At 55.9% G+C, this 20,114-nt stretch carries 8 protein-coding genes; 3 read left to right on the top strand and 5 right to left on the bottom strand.

The window, feature by feature from the left end:
- Window positions 1-59: 59 nt before the first annotated feature.
- Window positions 60-860: an anti-sigma factor domain-containing protein gene (locus EIC84_RS20735; RefSeq protein WP_003064834.1), complete on the bottom strand. Its 801-nt coding sequence runs from the start codon at window positions 858-860 to the stop codon at window positions 60-62.
- Window positions 861-878: 18 nt separating this feature from the next.
- A complete protein-coding gene (locus EIC84_RS20730) occupies window positions 879-1,454 on the bottom strand; it encodes an RNA polymerase sigma factor (protein ID WP_003064832.1) in 576 nt (191 codons plus the stop codon).
- A gap of 236 nt (window positions 1,455-1,690) precedes the next feature.
- Here EIC84_RS20730 and EIC84_RS20725 point away from each other — a divergent pair, with 236 nt between their 5' ends.
- Both EIC84_RS20725 and EIC84_RS20720 read left to right on the top strand, forming a co-directional pair.
- Window positions 1,691-2,284 carry a ferritin-like domain-containing protein gene (locus EIC84_RS20725; protein WP_003064831.1) on the top strand — a complete coding sequence of 198 codons (594 nt, stop codon included), beginning with the start codon at window positions 1,691-1,693 and terminating at the stop codon, window positions 2,282-2,284.
- A gap of 72 nt (window positions 2,285-2,356) precedes the next feature.
- A complete protein-coding gene (locus EIC84_RS20720) occupies window positions 2,357-2,908 on the top strand; it encodes a DUF3455 domain-containing protein (RefSeq protein ID WP_050788962.1) in 552 nt (183 codons plus the stop codon).
- Window positions 2,909-3,080: 172 nt separating this feature from the next.
- Here EIC84_RS20720 and EIC84_RS20715 read toward each other — a convergent pair whose 3' ends face one another.
- Complete coding sequence (locus tag EIC84_RS20715) at window positions 3,081-3,479, bottom strand: YkvA family protein (RefSeq protein ID WP_003064827.1); 399 nt, start codon at window positions 3,477-3,479, stop codon at window positions 3,081-3,083.
- Window positions 3,480-4,046: 567 nt separating this feature from the next.
- On the bottom strand, window positions 4,047-5,252 hold the full coding sequence (locus EIC84_RS20705; RefSeq protein WP_003064825.1) for a hypothetical protein: 1,206 nt from the start codon (window positions 5,250-5,252) through the stop codon (window positions 4,047-4,049).
- Window positions 5,253-5,862: 610 nt separating this feature from the next.
- On the opposite strand from EIC84_RS20705, the gene EIC84_RS20700 reads away from it, so the two are divergent.
- Window positions 5,863-8,019 carry a hypothetical protein gene (locus EIC84_RS20700; protein ID WP_003064823.1) on the top strand — a complete coding sequence of 719 codons (2,157 nt, stop codon included), beginning with the start codon at window positions 5,863-5,865 and terminating at the stop codon, window positions 8,017-8,019.
- 720 nt (window positions 8,020-8,739) lie between these two features.
- Here the strand turns inward: EIC84_RS20700 and EIC84_RS20690 are convergent.
- Window positions 8,740-20,112: a hemagglutinin repeat-containing protein gene (locus tag EIC84_RS20690; RefSeq protein WP_134737339.1), complete on the bottom strand. Its 11,373-nt coding sequence runs from the start codon at window positions 20,110-20,112 to the stop codon at window positions 8,740-8,742.
- Window positions 20,113-20,114 lie beyond the last annotated feature (2 nt).

Raw genomic sequence — 20,114 nt, 5'->3', positions numbered from 1 at the left:
GAGATTCAACAGATTCGAGCTGCCTCAGTAGATTGCCTTCGTGTTTGCAGATGCCTGAGTCAAAGATCCCTGCGAATGAGTGCACCCTTGAATAGCACCGGGCCAGTCGGCCCAGTTGAACTGGGTACACCGCCTTTGGGCTCCAGGCTGATGGCCAGGGCCGGGATTGCTTTCACATCGGTCTCTTGCGCAGTGAGTTGCTCAAGCTTTCCATCACCCATGACCCCCAGGGAGCGTGGCGCGCCCTGCTGAGGCAAGGCCCACAATTGCAGAGACTTGTTATCAGCCTCCTTGAAGCCGCTCACGCGTTGCAATACCAGTTGCTGGTGCCGGGGATCGAAGGTCACCAGCATGGACGCATCAGCCTTGCCATCGGCGAGCACCGCCACATATTGAATTTGGGGGGCCGCCTGCAATTCAGCCTGCGCCATCTGGAGTTGAGTCTGTAACGCAGACAATTTCTGCTGCGAGGTATCCCTGAGCCCTTGATGCGACCAAAGCCCCACCGAGATAGCCGCCACCGTGGCCAAACCGCCTGCCAGTGCCAGTCCACGCCACCACGCGAGTGTCAGCCATGCCGACTTCGATGCGGCTTCACGCTGTCGGGCCAACTTGGCTTTAGCTGTTTCGGCCTGCAGCAGGTTGGCAATGCGTGTCCAGACCACCGCGTCGGGCTGCACCGGAGTCTGGACTTCGGAGAAGGCCGACCAGCGGCCTTGCCACAGCAAGGCTGCCGCACGCACCTGAGGATATTCGCGTGCCAGTTGCTCAAACCGACGGCGTGCCCCTCCGTGCAAAGTTCCCAGTGAATAGGAGGCAGCCAGGCGGTCAAGTAATTCAGGGTTTTGGGTCAGATTCATGATGTCGACTCCTGGCACTCAGACGTGGCGCGCCATGCATTTGCGCAACTGTTCCAAGCTTCGGCGCATCCAAGTCTTGACGGTGCCCAGCGGCAGCTTCAGACTGCTGGCCAGTTCGCTATGACTTAAATCATTCAGATAGGCCAGGCTCACCACCTGGCGCTGTGGCTGCTCCAGCTTTTCTAGACACTGATGCAAGACCACGGCTTGTTCACTGGCCTCCACCAATTGCATTGGTCCTTGCGCGTCCTTGTCCTGGGGCAACTCCTCAAAGTCCTCAATCGGTAAATTGAGATGCAGGCGCTCGGCTCTGCGCCGGCGCAAAAAGTCCAGGGCCCGGCTGCGCACCAGCATGCCCATCCAGGCCAGGGGTGGGCTGAGTGAGTCCCGGTAGGCCCCCGCACTGCGCCAGATTCCCAGAAAGCTCTCTTGCAGCACATCCTCGGCCCACTCCTTGTTTCCGAGTATGCGCAAAGCTAGGCCATACAGACGCGAGGCGGTCTGGTCGTACAGCAGCTTGAGAGCAACCTCATCCCGGGCTGCTACGCGGTCGATCAAGTCCATCAGTTGGTTGTCCGGTGTTTGGGCGCTCATGCAGCCATTTTGATCAGTAGGACCTGCTTCATGTTGTGCTGTTGGATAACTGCCAAGGCATGTTGCAGTTTCTGGTAATCACCTATACGCAGCAACCCAGCCACTGGATTTGGAGAACGCGCGAAATGGCTGAAAAAAATTTTCAGAAACTTGAATCCACCGCGCCAAAGGATGCGTATTCCAAGTGTCGGACATCGCAAAGGCCGACAGATCCCCACATCCAATTAGGAGTCATCATGAGCATCCATCTGTTTGAAGGCCATGCCTCGCCCAGGGCCTCGCGTCGCGGATTTCTTGGCGCCACCGGCACTTTGTCGGCCGTGGCGGTCGCCATGTTGGCAGGCAACGAGGCTCTGGCCCAAGGCATGGGCAATGATCCAGCCAAGGATGTATCCATCCTCAATGTGGCCCTGGGGCTGGAGCATGAGGCCATCAACGCCTACCAGTTGGGTGCTGGTAGCGGCCTGCTGCAAAAGCCCGTGCTGGATGTGGCCCTGCTGTTCCAAAGCCATCACAAGGCCCACCGTGACGCTCTGATTGCCACCATCCAGAAGATGGGCGGAAAGCCGGTGGCCGAGGCCTCGATGCAGACCTATGCCGACTCTCTCAAGGCCGCAACCCTCAAGAGTCAGGCCGATGTGCTCAATCTGGCCGCAAGACTGGAGCTTGGCGCGACCAATGCCTACCTGGGCGTCATTCCAGCTTTCGAAAACCGTGACCTGGCCAAGGTCGCAGGACGCCTGGCCGCCGATGAAACCATGCACTACACGGCCCTGATCTCGGCTCTCGGCCGCCCCTTGCCAAGCAATGCCTTGTCATTTGGCAGCTGACTTGGCGAAGCCCCGAGTACCGGGCAGTCTCGCCCGGTGCATTTTTTCATCTTGTTTGAGGGAATACTCATGATGCATCGACACACACTTTCGCTGACCGCTCTGTGCCTATCCGCGCTTGGCCTGAGCGCTTGCTCATCCATGGGCTCTCACTCCATGTATTCACAAGCCGAACTTCCGGCTACCGTGCAAGTGCCCGCAGGGCACAAAGTGGCCATGGAGACCGTGGGTGTTGGCCAGATCACCTATGAGTGTCGGGCCAAGAAGGACATGGCAGCCGAGCACGAATGGGTGTTTGTAGGCCCTGATGCCAAGCTGCAAACGCGAAGCGGTACGGTCATCGGCAAATACTGGGGTCCGCCAGCGACTTGGGAGAACAACGACGGCTCCAAGGTCACTGCCACGCAGCTTGCCGTGGCTCCTGCCGGAGCGGGCAATATCCCGCTGCAGCTGGTCAAGGCAAATCCTGCCACCGGCATGGGAGCCATGCAGGGGGTGACCTATATCCAGCGTGTTGCAACCAAGGGGGGCGTCGCGCCGAGCATGGCCTGCGGAGCTGCGAATCTGGGCAGCAAGCAGATCGTGGAATATCAGGCCGACTATATTTTTTGGAAAGCGGTTTGACGGTAAGACTAGGAGCGCACCTTACCTGTCAGCGATTGATTGGGAGGTGCGCTTTTTTTGTATTGATCACTCGATACCGCGCAAGCGCAACACGCTCTCGTTGCATACGACCGTACGCCAATAGCCGGTAGCAGCCAGCCACCGAGGGCTGGTCACGACGCCTAGCTGCCAGTCATGGCCGCATTTGAGGATTCAACCAAATCCATGCCGCGATCCCTAGGGCGATCCACAACACGATGATCATGACCGCCCCTGCGCGACTACTCGGCTTCGACCCATTTTCAGTCATCCATGCATCGGCTTGAACGCGGCATTCAGCCAGAACTGATTCGGGTAGCATCTTGACCGTCAGCCAAATCAGCGCTGGAAGCAAGAGGATATCGTCCACATATCCAAGAACCGGGATGAAATCAGGAATCAAATCGATCGGACTGAGCGCATAAGCCACTACAAACAACCCCAGAGCCTTCGCATACCAAGGCGTACCAGGGTGTTTCCCTGCAAACCAGAGTGTCACTCCATCGCGCTTGATCCGCCTTGCCCAAACCTTTAGGTGTTCACTGATATTCATGGAAGCTTCTCAGGATGAGCCATGATTTTCTCATCAATACCAAGACCGCTTTTGGCCGTCCCCAGTCATACGCACCGAAGCAGCACCCTCCTCTGAGTCAATCGCGCGATGACCGATGAATCACCGATCCACACAGTCCACAAGCGCGTTTGTCAAACCTTCCTGAGGCACTGGAAGGCCCACAACAACGTCTACCGTTGTGCGCTCCCCAGCACCCTTTTGACTTCCGAGCACTGGTCCGCTAACGAACTCGGCTTTGGGTCCGTGGCGGGAGTCACCCGACCACTTCTCTTGAATGGAGTCCTGCTGAGCGGTTCGTATCTGGGGCCTCGGTGAACACCACCGAAACAAGCCCGCCTGTAGATGTGCAGTCTGTCCTTACCTGGTGAATGCTTCAAGGTTCGCGCCCACCAATCGCTGGTTACACAACGACGGAGGCAGAGATATGCAAGGTCAACGGTTGACTTGCCGGAAAGTCCCTGTAGACCCAAAGCAGACATCCACTAACACCTGAGATAAGCGGCTTGCCGCAGGAAAGTCCGCTTGATTGAAATGTTAGGTTTCTGGCTACTGAGCTTCATCGACCATAGCCTCAAATCTTCGCGCAACGTGCTCGTCTGCGAGAGCCAGTTTCATTCGCGCAGACTTTCGCAGCGACTCCATCTGTTTCGCGATAGGCCGTTTGGACTCCTTGATGATGTCACGCACAAGCGGAGCACCTACGTTGCTGTAAAAGACTTTACGGTTGTAGCCTGCGCCGTAGCCACCTGCCTCACCGATGTAGCAGAGCAGCAGCCACTCCAAATATTCGGGGAGCAGTTCGTCAGGCACGTGCTCCAGGCCGCCCAACTCTTGAAGATTGCGGAGCAACTCTCCGTGTTCCGCATTCTTGCGCCATTGGTATCCGACCTGCTTCATTCGTTCAAGATACGCGGCGAAGAGCTCTTTCACTTGCGCTTTGCGAAGGTAGGGGAAAAGCCCCGCCGCAAGCGCAACACGCGCCACTCGTAGTTCTGGTGCTTTCTTACCAATTTGATCAACCAGTTCTTTCGATGCATCGAGTAGCACCTGCGTGTGGGTATGTGGCCGCAGGGTGAACAACGCATTGAACGAGTTTTGCTGAACGATGTCGGGTTGCGCTTTGTTTAGAGCAGTACTGATAAGAAACTTGAATATTTCGTGCTGCCGCGGCTGTGGTGCATGTTTGTATTCTTCGGTAAGGCTCTCGTTCAGCGCAGCAGGAGACGGCTGCTCGATGATCTGTTTGACATCTGTGAGCTTGATTAGATGGAGCGGGTCTTTTGAGAGAACCACATCGATGCATGTGGCGAAGATGTAAACACAGTCCTCTATTCCAGCCTCGTATTCGTCGTCTTCGTGCTCCAGATCTTTTCGGATGTCGTACGCCCGAAGCAGCCTTTTGTACTCCGGTCTGGAAAGGATGCCCATGCGGTACGTGAGATCGATAAGCCGAAGTACAGAGTAATCCTCAACGTCTTCTGCCTTCGTTATGGGCGGTAGCTTGTGCTGCTTTGCAGCCTCGGACGCTAAGTCAACCCCAGCAACTATGACCTTTTCTCGAAGATCGTGAATGCTCGCATTGAAGATCCGCTGACACGCACTGCTCGGATCGGTAGCGAGCAGCCTTTCAACGCGGTGAACAAGTTGCTTTCCCTTCCAATGCGGGCGGATGCGCTGCATCCACGTAGACACGCCTGCAGCCTCAACAAGTTCGCTATTTGGGTTGATGACAACCAGGTTGTTCTTTGACATGGCTAGTAGCAGGGTCTGTGTTTCTGAAACTCAACTAGATTTAGACGCCAGCAAAGTAGGAGCGTCGTTCTAATAAAAATGAATCTATCTGCAATTTTGAGAGTGAGCAATCGCAAGCAAACTTTTTAGGCAAACCTAAAAATTTCCAGATTGTTGCAAGGAGTCCAAAGACCAATGATGGAATGACTGCTTCTGGCCGATCTGTGACTGTCGCCGACCGAACCGCTGCTGCCGTTCGAGCCTCGATGGCCAACGCCTGCTACGCAGCGGATTACAGTCGCTCGTCATTGGCCGTGCGATGACGGCTTGATGCCAAGCAGCAGTTGTGCAGTTCACAGTTGCATGGAATTGGTAGTTATCTGCGGTGGGCTAACGCCGCCCCAAATCCAAACTCTTGCAGTAGAACCAGAAAGGCTATAGAGAATCAGAACGATACAGATACGAAAGCACAGAAATCTAATCAGAGTGGGGCTGATGTCACCCAAATATAGACATAGCAGATGGAATCTATGATGATAGTGAGAGTATGTGAGGCGGCTGTACATCTAGGTGCGCCAACTAGCTGAAAAAAGTTGACAACATATACATTAGAAAATTCCTAGGAGGGGAAATGAAGCTGAACGTAGATTTGAAGAACTGCTATGGCATAAGTGAGTTGAATCACTGTTTTGACTTTACGAGTAGCAGCGGGTACGCAATCTATGCACCCAACGGCTTCATGAAAACCTCAATGTCAAAAACCTTTGATGACTATGCAAAAGGTCAAGATTCTGGAGATCTGATTTTCCCAGATCGTGTGACGACAAGAACACTCACTGATGGCGCTGGAACTGCGATCTCGGCAGATTCGATCTTCGTCATAGAGCCATACAACCAAGAATTTTCTTCAGAGCGTACTTCACTCCTGTTGGTGAACGCGGCTATCAAAAAACAGTATGACGATGCTCTAAAAAAGATTTCGGAGAAACTCGGAACATTGCTTGGTAAGTTAAAGCAACTCTCTGGACTCACAGGTCGAACGATCACGCCAGAGACTGAGATTTTAAAGGTATTTGGATCTAAAGGTGTAGCCGACCTCCTTGAGTCATTGGAGCAAGCGGTTGGACAGACCCAACCTAGCAAACTTGCGGATCTTGTCTATGGTGAAATTTTTAATGATAAAGCCCTTGCCCTGCTTGAGTCTGGGACGATCAAAGATCAAATTGAGGAATACATTAAGCGATATAACGACTTGGTATCCAAGTCGGATGTGTTGAGCAAGCAGTTCAATCACTACAGTGCAGGCGCTGTCAATAAAGAACTTTCCATCAACGGATTTTTTGCCGCAAAACATAGCATTAATCTTCAAACAAAAGACGGAAAGAAAGAGATCACTTCTGCTGCGGATCTGACACAGACGATTGAAGATGAGCGTCAAAGAATTTTTGCAGACAAAGAGCTCACAGCAAAGTTCGATGCGATTGACAAGAAAATTCAGAACATTGAGCTTAGGAAGTTCAGGGATTATTTATTTGAAAATCAAGACATACTGCCAGAGCTAAAGAATTACAAACAGCTTCAGAAGGATGTCTGGATCGCATATCTGGTTAGTCAAAAGACTCTTTATGACGATTTCCTAGCTGAATTCAAGGAAGGAAAGGTGACGATTGAAGATGCAGTAAAGCAGGCCAAAGAAGAGCAAACAGATTGGGAGAAAGTCGTTGAGACATTTAACAAGCGATTCTTTGTTCCCTTCAATATGTCTGTTTCCAACCAAGACGATGTTATTTTGAAAGGAGTGAAACCCTCCATTACCTTCAAATTCTCAGACGGCGAGCGAGAGGGCGAAGTGCCGCGTGACTCGTTGCTCAAGGTGCTCAGTCAAGGAGAGAAAAGGGCGCTCTATATACTGAATATTCTTTTTGAAATTCAATCCAGACAAAAGCAAGGTGGTGTAACAATACTTATTGTGGACGACATAGCAGACTCTTTTGACTACAAAAATAAGTATGCCATCATTGAGTATCTTAAAGACATAATTCACTCTGGAAAATTCTATTGCATCTTCCTTTCTCATAACTTTGATTTTTATCGAAGCATAAGCGGAAGACTTAATTTGAAACGCGATTTCAAATTAATGGCGTCAAAGAGTGGGCGCAAGCTTACTCTCAGTAAAGAGCTTTATCAGAATAATCCATTTTTGTTTTGGAAAAACAATCTTACAGGGCCCGCTTATTGTATTTCAGCAATTCCTTTTGTCAGAAACCTTGCTGAGTACTGCGGTCATCAAGCTGACTACTCGACACTAACTGCGCTGCTTCATGTTAAAGCGAACACGGACACCATTACGCTAGATGATCTGTGTGGGATATATAAGCGCATCTTGGTTGATAAGGCGGCACTAGCACTTACACCTACCCATCGCACAGTGATAGATGTACTTACTCAGGAAGCAGAGACTATTGCCGCGGGAACCGATGATCACATAGAGTTGGAAAAAAAGATCGTCATTTCCATTGCGATTCGCTTGCTAGCAGAGCGTCATATGATCAAGCGAATCAATAACCAGGTATTTGTGGATGCAATAACCACGAATCAGACGGTTGAGCTTCTTAAGGAGTACAAGCGCGCAGCCCTGGGCAGCGCAGAAGAGATTGAAAAATTAGAGCAAGTGAACCTCATCACGCCAGAGAATATCCATCTAAACTCTTTTATGTATGAACCTATACTTGATATGGGTTCTGCCCACCTTAGAAGTCTTTACGTAGATGTGAAGGCATTACCTTAGACCAAACGGATGTAGAAAAATGGATTTCCCCTTTTTATCGGAAGGGGTGAGGCTACTTGGTAATCTCACAAGAATCGAGTTCTCTAGAAATAGAACTACGCTGCCATGACCAGCCATTGTTGAGGTGGCTGCAGTCAAATCAATGACTGCTTTGGGAGACCTTAAGCATTGATGTTTCGGTGGTGAATGACTGTAACCGGTCTGTACTTGTCTTTCGCGGCCAGGCATTGGATGGCAGTTCTTGGCCGTTCCCAGTCATACGCACCGGAGCTGCACCCTCCTCTGAGACAATCGCGTGATGACCGATGGATCCCGATCCACACAGTCCACAAGCGCGTTTGCCAAACCTTCCTGAGGCACTGGAAGGTCCACAACAACGCCTACCCCAAGCTGATCAAGACTAACGCTTGCTGCACATCGATTTATACAATGACGTCCTTTTAAGCAAGAACACTTTTGTAGATATATCCAGCACTAAAAATGGCAATAATACCCCATGACACCACGTACAAGAAATATCTAGCCTCGTGACTTCCATTAATTCTCACATTCTCTATCATCTTCGGAATGGAAATCATACTTCTCCCATTTAGAAATGCATATATATTCCATGAAAACAGAAATAAAAAACCCAAATATCCAATAAAATTCTCCCACCCTTTAAAGAAATATACAGAAATAAATAGACCAGAGAATATAACAATTATATGAATATTTTTTTTAATTTTCACTTTTCTTTCTCATTCCTAAAATATCAACTTTAAATCTCTCGACGAATGCACTCCATCCTCCAGATAGATCAATAATGGCAATTGCTCTTGCTGCATTTGCAGGAGTATGCCCAAGAATATCCACAAATAATTTTTCCCCTCCTTTCTGCGATCCATATTTCAGCAACTCATCAAGAGCATTGCTATCAGTAAACGCGCTCCCCGCCGATGCAGCTAGCCCAACAGCCGCAAGTGTTTGACCTGAAGCCCCAGCGGGAGTCATCAGAGTTGCATAGTTAGCGCCTGTACTAATGTCTTTAAATATCTGTGCATCCATAGCCTTGATATACGCCTTAGTTCCAGGGTCGGAACTATCCAAATTAGACCCCAAGCACTCTGGTTTCGCGCATGGAAAATATTTTGGTTGGTATTTTTTTCCATCTAAAATGAAGATTTGACTATAGCGGCCCTGCTCATCCAATGGAGCTCCGGTCAGCCGATCTCTTGGCGTCGAGGCAAGTTCATTACCATTTGACGATGGCGTATACCAGTCATATTGACCTGCAGTACTGCTTTGGATAAATTGCAATAAATCAACTGCAGGTTGCTTCGGTACGACTTGAACCATGTGGCCTGTGCTACCAATGGTCCATACAGCCCCACTGTCATAAATCGCATCGCGCTCACTGGGATCAACAACCATACCCGCCACGATACTTTCCCCAGTTTCAGTATTTCCCGCGACTCGCAAGGCATCTTCTATTTGTGTCACTGTGTATTTCCCATTGCTTCTTGCGGCGAGAGTACGAGCCAACAGACGTTCACTTGGATGCAACTGCCGATTGTTCATGTCCGAATTAAAGGCCGTGGCCGCACCTGCCGCAGCCCCACCGCTCACTACTGCACCAATCGTCGTGGCTGTTGCGCCGCCCGCCAAGCTAGCAAGCACCTTAGCGGCGCCCTCTCCCAATCCTGCATTTTGAAGCGCGCTCTGGAATCCCTCCTGCAGTTGGTCAATAAAAGGAGCCGCTGTACTGGCCGCAGTGGCGCCCATTAAGCCCTGTACTCCTCCTGACAGCCCTCCTACCACAGCATGCATGGCGACACGGTAGGCTCCCCCCTCGCTCCACTTCTCCGCTTCTACGGGGTCCGAGTCCTTGAGTTCGTTGTACTTCCGGCCTGCATAGTCCCCCACGGCTTTGCTGGCCTGCTTGCCAAACTCCGCGGTGATCGCCACCTGCGCATCGATCTCGCGCTGCACCTTGTTCTGATCAAATATCCGCTCGATACCCGTGGCATCGCCCGTGCGCACGCTCTGGTCGCCGGCGATGCCGGAGATACCCGCCGTGGTAGTGCCTTGGGCACTGCCGCTGTCCTGGCCTACGCCGGCTCCCACGCCCTTGACGCCGAACTTGCCCGCATCGTTGCCCACGCTGGCATTGACCCCCACGGCCTGGCCTTCATAGCTAGCTTGGTTCTGCAGGTCGCTGGTGGTGAGTGCCCCGCCGGTGCTGAAGCGGTTCTTGTCCTGCTCCACCGCAGTCTGGGTGCTGGCGATGACACCGCCCTTGAGGTCGGTGTCGCCCTTGACGCTGACCTGGAAGCCGCCGTCCCCTGCCTTTATGCCGCTTTGCTCCGTGACGCTTTGGTAGTTGCTGTTGACCTTGCTCCGGCCGGCATTCAATCCGCCGCCAATGGGCACGCCTGCGGGGCTGATGGTCAGGCTGCCGCCCGCCGACTGGTTGCGGCTGGCGTAGCTGCTGCTGTCCTGCAGGCTTTCGATATTGAGATTGCCACCCACATCGGCCACGACCTGCTTGCCGTTGACCATGGCACCCTTGAGGCTGGAGTCGCCACCGGACTGGAGTGTGACGCTGTTGTCTGCCGCTATATGGGTGTTGGTGTGGGTGAGGTCGTCACCGGCCTGATTGCCACGGCCTTTGCTGGCACTGACGGTAATACCGGTCTGCTGCCCCACGCTCACGCCGATGCTGCCGGAGCTTGAGCTGCTGCGGCCGCTGAGACTGGCCGTATTCTGAGCAGCCTGCAGACGGATATCGCCTTCTGCGGCCAAGGTGGCGTCCTGGCCGGCAGTGATATCCGAGCCGCGAACCAGGATGGAGCTGTCCGCCCCCGCCCCCTGGGCAAGGATGTTGACATTGCCACCGGCTTTGACGGTGCTGCCACGTGTGCCGTCGCTGGTTTGTGCCGTGTTGCTCTGGCTTTTGCTGGAGCCCAGGCTGATGGAGATGGAGGCTGCCTTAGAGGGATCGCCGCCAGCCAGCGCCTGGGCAGCGCCCTGCAGCTCGCCCGCAGAGTTCTTGACGTTCAACGCCGTCGCCGCTGCAGCCAGGGCCTGCATGCGGCCGCTGCTGGTGTTGCGGGCGGCATCCGCCATGCTGTCGGCTGTCTGTATGGCGCTGATGACGGGGCTGCCGATGCTGACGCTCAAGCCGCTTTGCTTGAAGCGTTGCTCGGTGGCGGAGTTGCCGGTTTCGCGGGCCTCGACGATCTGAACCTCTTTGGCCACGACATTGACATCACCGCCCGGGGCCATGACATCGCTGCCGACCTGCTTGTAAGCATTGCCAGCAACGATGTTGACATCGCCGCCCACGCTGCCGACCGTAGATGCAGCGGCCGTGGTGCGGGTGCCCGTCTGATCGGCACTTTGCATACGGCTGCCGATAGTGAAGCCGATGCCTCCGCCGCCGCCAAAGATGCCGCTCTTGGTTTCCTTGCGGTAGTGCTGTTCGCTGGAGGTTTCCTGGGCAGCGGCGATGGTGACGTCTCGGCCCGCCAGCAAGCTGGTTCCGGCGTCGGAGACAACATTGCTGCCGGTAACCGCGATATCGCGGCCGGCGTTGATAGCAACCGTATCTCCCCCCAGATTGCTTCCAACTGCCGTGGTGCTGTGCAGTTGCTCCCGCGTGGTGACGGTCTTGCTGGAGAGGAAGCCTTTGTTGGTGTGCTGATGCGCCTCGTCCAGACTCTGGCTTGCCTGGCCTGCACTGATCCGGATGTCGTTGCCGGCGGACAGGCTCAAGGCCTTGCCTGCATCGATGGTGGCTGCCCTGGCATTGATATCCTGACCTGCGCTCAGGGTCACGCGGCCAGCGCCGGTGATCTGGGTGCCCACATCCAGCGTGCTCGACTGGCGCAAGTAGTTCTTGCTGTCCCAGTTGATATCCTGGCTGCTGCCGACCGCAACCGTGTTGAGGTTCAGCTTGTTGCCAGCGGTGAGCACGGTGGCGCCGGTACCCGCATTCTGTATCTGCGCCGCCGTGAGATTGAGGTTGTTGCCCGCACTGGCGACAAGCACGCCGGCCGGCCCGGATACATAGATGCCCGCGACACGATCGATCCCTGTCTGGGTAAAGCGGTTGCCGCCCGCCTGGTTTGCACTGCTTTGCGTGGTGGTTGTGAGGTTCAGGTCACGCCCTGCGGACACCGTGGCCGAGTCCACGCCCTTGATCATGCCTGCGAGATTGTCAAAGTCCTGCCGGGCGGCAAGCTTGACGTCGTTGCCGGACATCTGGCCGCCCAGATTCTGGATGTTCTCGGCGGTGATGTTCAAGGTGTTGCGGCCCGCAATGCTGCCGCTGTTGACGACATTGCCAGAGAGGTTCAGGTTCACATCCGAGCCAGCCAGCAAGGTGCCTGTGCCGTCCAGGTCGCCGGGCTTGACCCTTACATACACTTGCGGCACCAGAACGCTTTGCTTGGAGCCATCGGGTAGCGTCACTTCCTTGGTGACCAGCCAGACGATGTCGCTGGTCAGTTGCGCCACCTGTGCCGCACTGAGCTCTATACCTGGGCGCAAGCCTTGCGCCTGGGCGAAGGTTGCGCCGTTTTGCAGCAAGTCTTTGTATTGCTCGTCGTTGCTGGTGTAGTTGCCCAGGAACCGGCGGCCCGTGAGTTGCCCGATTTGCTGCTGCACCAGTTGCTGCTCATAGAACCCGTCGCCCAGTCGCTTTTGAACGGTGCCGGGGTCCATCTGCAGAGCCTGGAGCATGTAGTCCGAAGACAGCCAGTTTTTATATTGCGTGAACCTGGGGTCTGTCTCGACCAGGTATAGCGCGCCTGCTTCAGGGCGCTGGCGATACAGGGAAGTCCCAGGTATCTGGGTATTGGGCGGCGTGGTGCGAATATTGACCTGAGAGGACGCTGATTTGGCATTGGATGCATCCGCCGCCGTACTCTCGGGGGTCGCGGCTGCACCAACCTTGGCAGCGGCCTGCGCTTGAGCGCCGCCCCCTTGCGCCGCCACGCCCGCTAGCGTATAGCTTGTGATCTGCCCCTGGGTCTGCGTTGCAGTGGCGGCACCGGCTGCCGGGCCTGCCTGCGTTCCCTGAACGGCTCCAGGAGCCACGGAATGATGGATGGCATCCACGGCACCCGCAGCAGATGCCTGTGCCTGCACCGCTGAAATGGCGCTGGCTCCCGGCGCTGCGCCGGTCGAGGGGTTCGCAGCGTGCTCCGTATATGTGTAGGAGGCCAGTGCCTGCGTCTTGATTGCGCCTGCAGGTGCATAGTCCGAGCCGCTGTACTTGCGGTTTGGAGTGCTGGAGCCGCCCTTCCATGTGCTGTAGACATAGCCTTGGTCGACGGATTTGACATCCACGGTCGTAGCTCGGTTGTCGAGTGAGCCGCCCGTCGCATTGATCGATCCACCCGCCAGGATGGTGCTGTCCTGATTCAGGAGCTTGCTGGATGGATTCGATCCATTCCATTGCAGATTGCCGCCTGCCAGGATTTTTCCGGGGGAGGATTGCGTCACTTGCGCACTTTGCTCGGTGCGGCTGTAGTCGTAGAAGACAAACTCGCCAATCCAGCGATTGCGAATATCCTGGTAGAAGGCATCCAGCTTCGCGTCCAAGGCTGCATCCGCTGCATTGCGCGCGTCCAGCAGCGGTTTGTAGACGTTGTATTCGTCTACGTGAGCCTGGGTGACCTGGACATACCGGCCCCCGCTATCCCAGCTTTCGATGGTGTGATAGCCCACTGTGCAGCGTGCCAGAGCGGCGCAGGGATTGGTGCTGCTTAAAACAGGCGCAGGCCCGGTATAGGGCTGCACGCCAAAGTCGCTCCAGATTCGATGGTCGGCTGCGTAGTGCGCTCCTTTGATGATCCGAGGCTCGACGTTCATGAATCCAATGATTCGGTCGCCGCTGTATTGCATATAGCCCTGAACCCGCTGGCCGTTGTCATCGACATAGCTGGGGTTGTAGTAAGGCGCATATTTTTCGAACGGATATCGCTCAGAAGGCAAGAGCAAGCCTTTGTAATACTGATCGAAGGCTGTGGTTTCACCGGTAGTGAATGAGCAGGTTTCTCCGCCCATGCTGCAACGCCAGTCGTTGCCGCTGACCACGAAACTAATGTCCTTCAACCCAGAGCCTCCCACATTGCCATTGGAGATCAGCAGAACGTCGCTGCCCTTGTAGCGCTGACCGTTAGGTGCTTGAAATTCAACAATCTTTTGAGGCTGGCCGTCGACCAATGTCCACTGCAGATGCTCATTGGTATTGCGAACCTGGTCATGTCCCAGCACCATGCTGCCGCCAGACTCCAGCGTGGCGCTGTTGTTGTTGAGCGTCTGCCCTGCGCCTGTGGCATGCCAATTTGAATCGAGCGCCCCACCCGTGAAGAGATTTCCTGCGCTATAGATCAGTGCGTTTTCTCGGCTGGTGATGTTTTGAACGCCCAGGTCCATGCGCTCTCGCGCAGCAATCGTGGCAGCCTGGGTGATGCCTGCAAGGGTTTCTTCCTGGTTGGTCAGCGCGTTGGCTGCAATCGCTACCCGGTCACCATAGATGCGGCCGGTGCCAACGTTGTGGACATTGCCAGCCTGAATGCGGGTGTCGGCACCGTCGATCAGCCCGCGGTTGGTCAAGGTGTCGGAGATGGTGAGCTGCGTTGTTTGCCCACTCAGCAGCTCGCCCGTGGCCTGGTTGTCCAGGTTGCTGGCGTTGACGGTCAGATTCTTTCCGGCCTGGACGGTGACAGGGTTTGTCAATGTGCCCGTGGTTTGCAGTTGCAAGTTGCCGCCAGCCTGCAAGGTGCCCGCCAGGGTATGGTTGCCTTGCAAATGCAGGCTTACGTCACTGCGCGAGGCAATCTCTCCTGCGCCATTCAGGCTGCCTGTGCGAAGGTCCACATTCTGATCGGCAACGATTTGACCCGCGTTGTTGCTGATGTTCAGTGTGGGGGTGGCAGCCTGGTCGGCGGCAATCTTCAGTTGCTTGCCGGCACTGAGCTCGCCACGATCATTGATCAGTTGGCCGTCGCTCAGAATCGTCAAGTCCTGGCCTGCACGCACAGCCCCCTGGCTGTTGTCCAGCTTGGCAGCTGTCACGGAAATCGTGCTGGCTTCCAGGCCTAGCGCTTGTGCGCTCCCATCGCCGTTCAAAGCCAGGGTGTTCTGGTTATCGATATTTGCGGCCTGAACCGTCAATGCCTGCCCTACCCGGATCAGCCCTGCCTGATTGGTCAGAGTGCCGCTACCGAGGTTGATACCTGCTCCTTGCACCGCAAGAATCTGACTGCCCGAGTTGTCGATGCCTGTTGATTGCAGATTGAGCTGTGCACCGCTGTAGATCTGTGCAGCCAGCGCATTCTTCTCGGTGCTGTCGATCGCGCCGCTGCTTGTGATGTTCAGGTCGGTCTGAGCACTGATCAGACCGCCCTGGTTGTTCAAGGTGCTGCTGTGAATGTCCAGTTGTGCGCCGGCGACCAGGCCCAGAGCACCTGTGCTGCTGCGGCTTGCCTGGTTGCTCAGCGATTGCTGGTGGGTGTCAATGCCGAGATTGCGACCTGCAGCCACCAGGCCTGCATCGTTGTCCATCTGGCCGGTTGACAGGATGGCGTCTCGTCCCGACACGATCTTGCCTTGGCCGTTGTGCAGTTGATTGCCTGCACCGTCCAGTGTGAGACGAATATCGTTTTCTGCCTGGATCAGGCCTGCAGCGTTTTTGACGGCATTCGTTGTGGTGTGAAGATTGAGGTCGCCCTGAGCTGCAACCAAGGTGCCCTGGCTGTTGTCCCAAGCCGTGGCCGTTGCCGTCACGCTCTGCTGCCCTGCGACCATGCCGCCGGTGTTGTCGACATCTGCAGAGCTGGTGAGCGCGGTTGCCCCGTTGCCGATGATTTTTCCGCGTGTGTTGTGGAGTCCAGCCGTATCCACGCGCAGCTGGCCGGAGCCGGCATGACCGATCATCCCATCCGTGTTGTCAAGCACCCCACTGGAGACCACAGCGAAGTCCTGCGCATTGGCAATGATGCGCCCCGCGTTATTGTTGATGGCACCAGCGCTGTGAATGCCTGCAACGGGGTTGGCGGCTCCTGAAGCCGTATCCGCCTGCTGGATGACGCCTTCGGTATTGTCTATCTCGCCGACATCGATGCTGAGCTGCCCACCACTGAGCTGCGCCTTGGAGCTGTCGAGTTTTTGTCCGGCGGTGCTGGAAATACTCAGCAATCCGGGTGTGCTGATCCTGGCCTGAGCAGCTTGAATATCTCCCCTCTTCGCGCTCAACGTCACGTCTGCACCGGTGCTTCCGGTGGTGCTGCCTTGAAGATCGAGGCTGGCGGCTTTCAGGTTCAATGAGCCCGTCGCCAGTGCCTGCCCATTGGTTTGCAGGCTGCTGGATGCCACTGCCGTCAATGCGCCGCTGCCACTCAGTTGTCCACTGGCGGCCATGCCGGCTGCCAGAACATTGGCAGCACCGCCAGCAAAGCTGTCTGCAGTGAGCGACAGATTTTTGGCCGCAGCAATGGTGCCTTGATTGCCAACCGCGCCGGCCACATCCAAGGTCTGTTCACCAGCCGCGTACAGCGTTGCGCTGTTGTCCAAGCTGGTGGCCGTGGTTTTGAGATCCTTGGCAGCATAGAGGTTGCTGCTGTTGGTGAGGGCTTGGGCATTGACCGTGAGGTTGCCGCCTTGGCTTTGAATGCCTGTGGCGCTTCCTGAGGTGCCTGTACGGGTGTTGCCCAGGTCTGCGCTTGTCAGCTGCAGGTCGCCATTGGAGGAGATCAGCCCATCGCTGTTGGTGACATTGCCGCTGCTGGCCAAAGACAGGGTTCCGTTGCCAAGGATCTGTCCACGGGTGTTGTCAAGGCTGGACGCATGCAGTGCTCCGTGCCCTGAGCCGGCATGGCTGATCAGTCCATCTGTATTGTCCAGCGCACCGGATTGAAGCTTGAGATTTGCAGCGTTAACAACAATGCGCCCGGCGTTGTTGTTCAGTGCGCCGCCCCTCAGATTGATGTCCAGATCAGCGCCCCCGGACTGCTCAATGCTTCCTTGATGGTTGTTTAGCTGCCCAACCTGGATTTGCAATTGCTGGCCAGCCAGGCGGCCTGCGGTGTTGTCCAGCGTTTGGCCGGCAACCGTGTTGGCGGTAATGGACAGCTTGCCTGGCGTGCTGACTTTGGAACCCGCCGTGACAATGCTGCCCTGGGCGGCACTCAGATTCACATCTGCATTGGCACTGCCTGCCGTTGCACTTCCCAGATCCAGGCTGGCGCCGCCGAGGTTGACATTGTTTGCAGCCAATGCCTGGCCGGCTGTCTGCAATCCACCCGAGGTGGTGAGGTTCAAAGTCCCGGGATTGACGAGTTTTCCGTCGGCCGCCATGCCTGCAGCCAGCACATTGCTGCCAGCGCCTGCAAACGAGGCGGCTGTCACGTTCAGGTCCTGGGCAGCGGCAATCGTCCCGCTGCTCGTGATTGCACCGCTCGCATTCAGCGTCTGCGCGCGTCCTGCGTAGAGGGTCCCACTATTGCTCAGACTTGAAGTTGCCGCAATCAGGTTCCTGGCGGCCTGGATACTGCCGCTGTTATCGAGTTGCTGAACGTTCAGGTGAACATCGCCTGCCTGGCTTTGAATGCCTTTGGCCGTGCTTGCCGCAGGGGTGGCGCCATTGATCAATTGAGCACTGGTAATGTCGAGTTGCTCGACCGCAGAGATCAATCCATCTGTGTTGTCGAGCTTGCCCGTCTTGATGCTGAGCTGCGTTGCGCTGATCTGTCCAAGGGTGTTGTCCAGGCGCTGGCTGCTCGAGCCGTCGGCTCGGATGGCCAAAAGACCTGCGCTGCTGATGCGGGCGCCGCCCGTCTGGATGTCGCCGCTTTGAGCCGTCAGGCTCATATTGCCTGCTGTGCTTGCCGCGCTGCTCTGCCTGAGGTCCAGGCTTGCGGCATCAAGACTGACGTTGCCTGCTGCCAGAATTTGCCCGGCGCTCTGCAAATGTGCGGATGCAGTTGCGGTCAGGACACCGGCTCCGGCAAGCTTGCCATCAGCAGCCATGCCCGCAGCCAGTACATGGGTGGCTGCGCCATGGAAGCTGCCTGTTTTCACCGTCAGGTTCTGGGCTGCGCCAATCGTTGCGCTGCTGGTCATGCCGCCATCAACTGTCAGTGCCTGGCTGCCTGCCGAATACATGACTCCGCTGTTGTTCAGGGTCGAGGCATGTGTCTCAAGTGCCTGCGCCGCATGGACGCTGCCGCTGTTGCTCAAGGCCTGGGCTTGCGCATGCAGGGAGCCATTGCTCACAATGCGCGCACCATCCGCGACAGCCGGTTGATTGCTGCTTCGGGAGTCATTGAGGAGCTGGCCTTGGCTGCTCAAGTTGAAGCCTCCGCCACCGGCATGCAGCAGCTGGCCTGCCGTGTTATCGATGTTCCGGGCCGCAATGTTCAGGTTATCGGCTGCTGTTTGAATCAGGCCAGCTCTGTTGTCCAGATCCTCTTGCAAAGCGATTGTCTGGTCACTGCCGCCGCTTTGGATGATCTGTCCACCGACATTGCTCAGAGCATTGGCATGGATGCCGAGACCGGATGCCTGCACTCGCGCGCCATCTGTCGTGAGTGTCTGGCCCGTTTGCAGATTCATTGTCTCGGTTGCCAACAACTGACTGCCTTGGGCTTGCAAGTCACCTGTTGTGGCTTGCAGTTGCAAGGTTTTAGCCTGCTGACGAGACGAAGACAGGTCAAGGCTTGCAGCTCGCATCTGCACATTGCGGGTGGCCAGCGCCTGGCCTGAGGTCTGCAGCTGTGCATCTGCATGCACGCTCAGATTTCTATCCCCGAGCAACCGGCCATCCGTTTGCAAGCCAGCCGCCCAGACTGTTGCATCTCGGGCTTGAATCTGCGCTCCAGCCCCTGTAGCCTGAATGACCACATCACCCAATGCAGCCACTGTGCCGCTGTGTGCCTGGCTCGCCTGCGAACTCAATTGGACATTGCCGCCGCCATAGATGGCACCGCTTTGCTCTACCGCGCCACGCGTGTTCACGACAACATCGGAGCTGGTGGATTGGATGGAGCCGCTGTTGTTGAGCCAGCCTTCGCTGTTCAATGTGAGTGATCCACTGCTGGCCTGAAGCAAACCAGAATTGCGGACACCCAGTCCAGACTCGGTGCCTACGATAAAGATCTTGCCCGCATACATGCCGCCCAATTGAGCGACGTCCAGGGCGAACTGGGGTTTCGCAGGCTCTGCACCTGTCGCACTGGGCTTGCTTTGCTGGACATTGCCATCGGCGGCAATCTGGTTGACGCCTGTGACGACCTTGAGGTCTTGAGCCCACAGCCCGGCGTTCAGCGAGATGGCTCTTGCAAGGATGTTGGCGTAATCTGCCTTGGTGGCATCAAGCCCTTTGCCCTGGATGCTGATGAGACCGCCTTGCACGTTCAGGCCGTCAACCGCTCCATTGGCTCCGTACAGCGGTCTGCCCGTCGTCAGGGTCACGCCTGCTGCATTGATGAAGGACAGGCCATCGACCACCAGACCCGAAGGGTTGGCGATGATGACGTCGGCCCGCTGGCCTGCCACTTCCAGCGGTCCCATCAGGCGGGATTGGGCAGCTGAATTGACTTCGTTGACGATGACTCTGGCGCCGCCGTTGGCAAGCCATGGATTGCCTTGCACCCAGCCACCAATCTGGGTTTGCACATTGCTACGGCTGTTGTTGAGGATGGCGCCTTTTTGCCCGATGTCGAACTGCTGATAGGTGTTGCGGCTCACGCCACCCGCAGAAGGGGTCAGGATGTTGACCGTGGGCGTGCCGTTGGCTGATTCCAGAACCGTGGGGCGCTGACGGTTGGGGGCCGAGGGATCGGCAATGATTTGCGCAAAACCGGCCGGAGCCCCCAGAGCCAGGGCCAGCATGCCTGCTGCTTTGGCTGCAGCAGAGAACGGGAAATCGCTGAGGAAGGACTTGGCAGTGCGCAAACTGCCTGCCGACGAGGCACCTGTGTCGGCAGCTCCTGTCTGTGTGCTGCCATTGCCGGCCTTGCCTTCGCTGGAAGCTGTTTCCTGCACCACCATCCGGATGCCACGCGCTTTGTTGAAGATAACGCGATGAAGATTCTTGTTCATGA

Source organism: Comamonas sp. A23 (assembly GCF_004522605.1).
In the GTDB taxonomy this organism is placed as follows: Bacteria; Pseudomonadota; Gammaproteobacteria; order Burkholderiales; family Burkholderiaceae_C; genus Comamonas; species Comamonas thiooxydans.
This window is presented reverse-complemented; position numbering and strand designations above follow the sequence as displayed.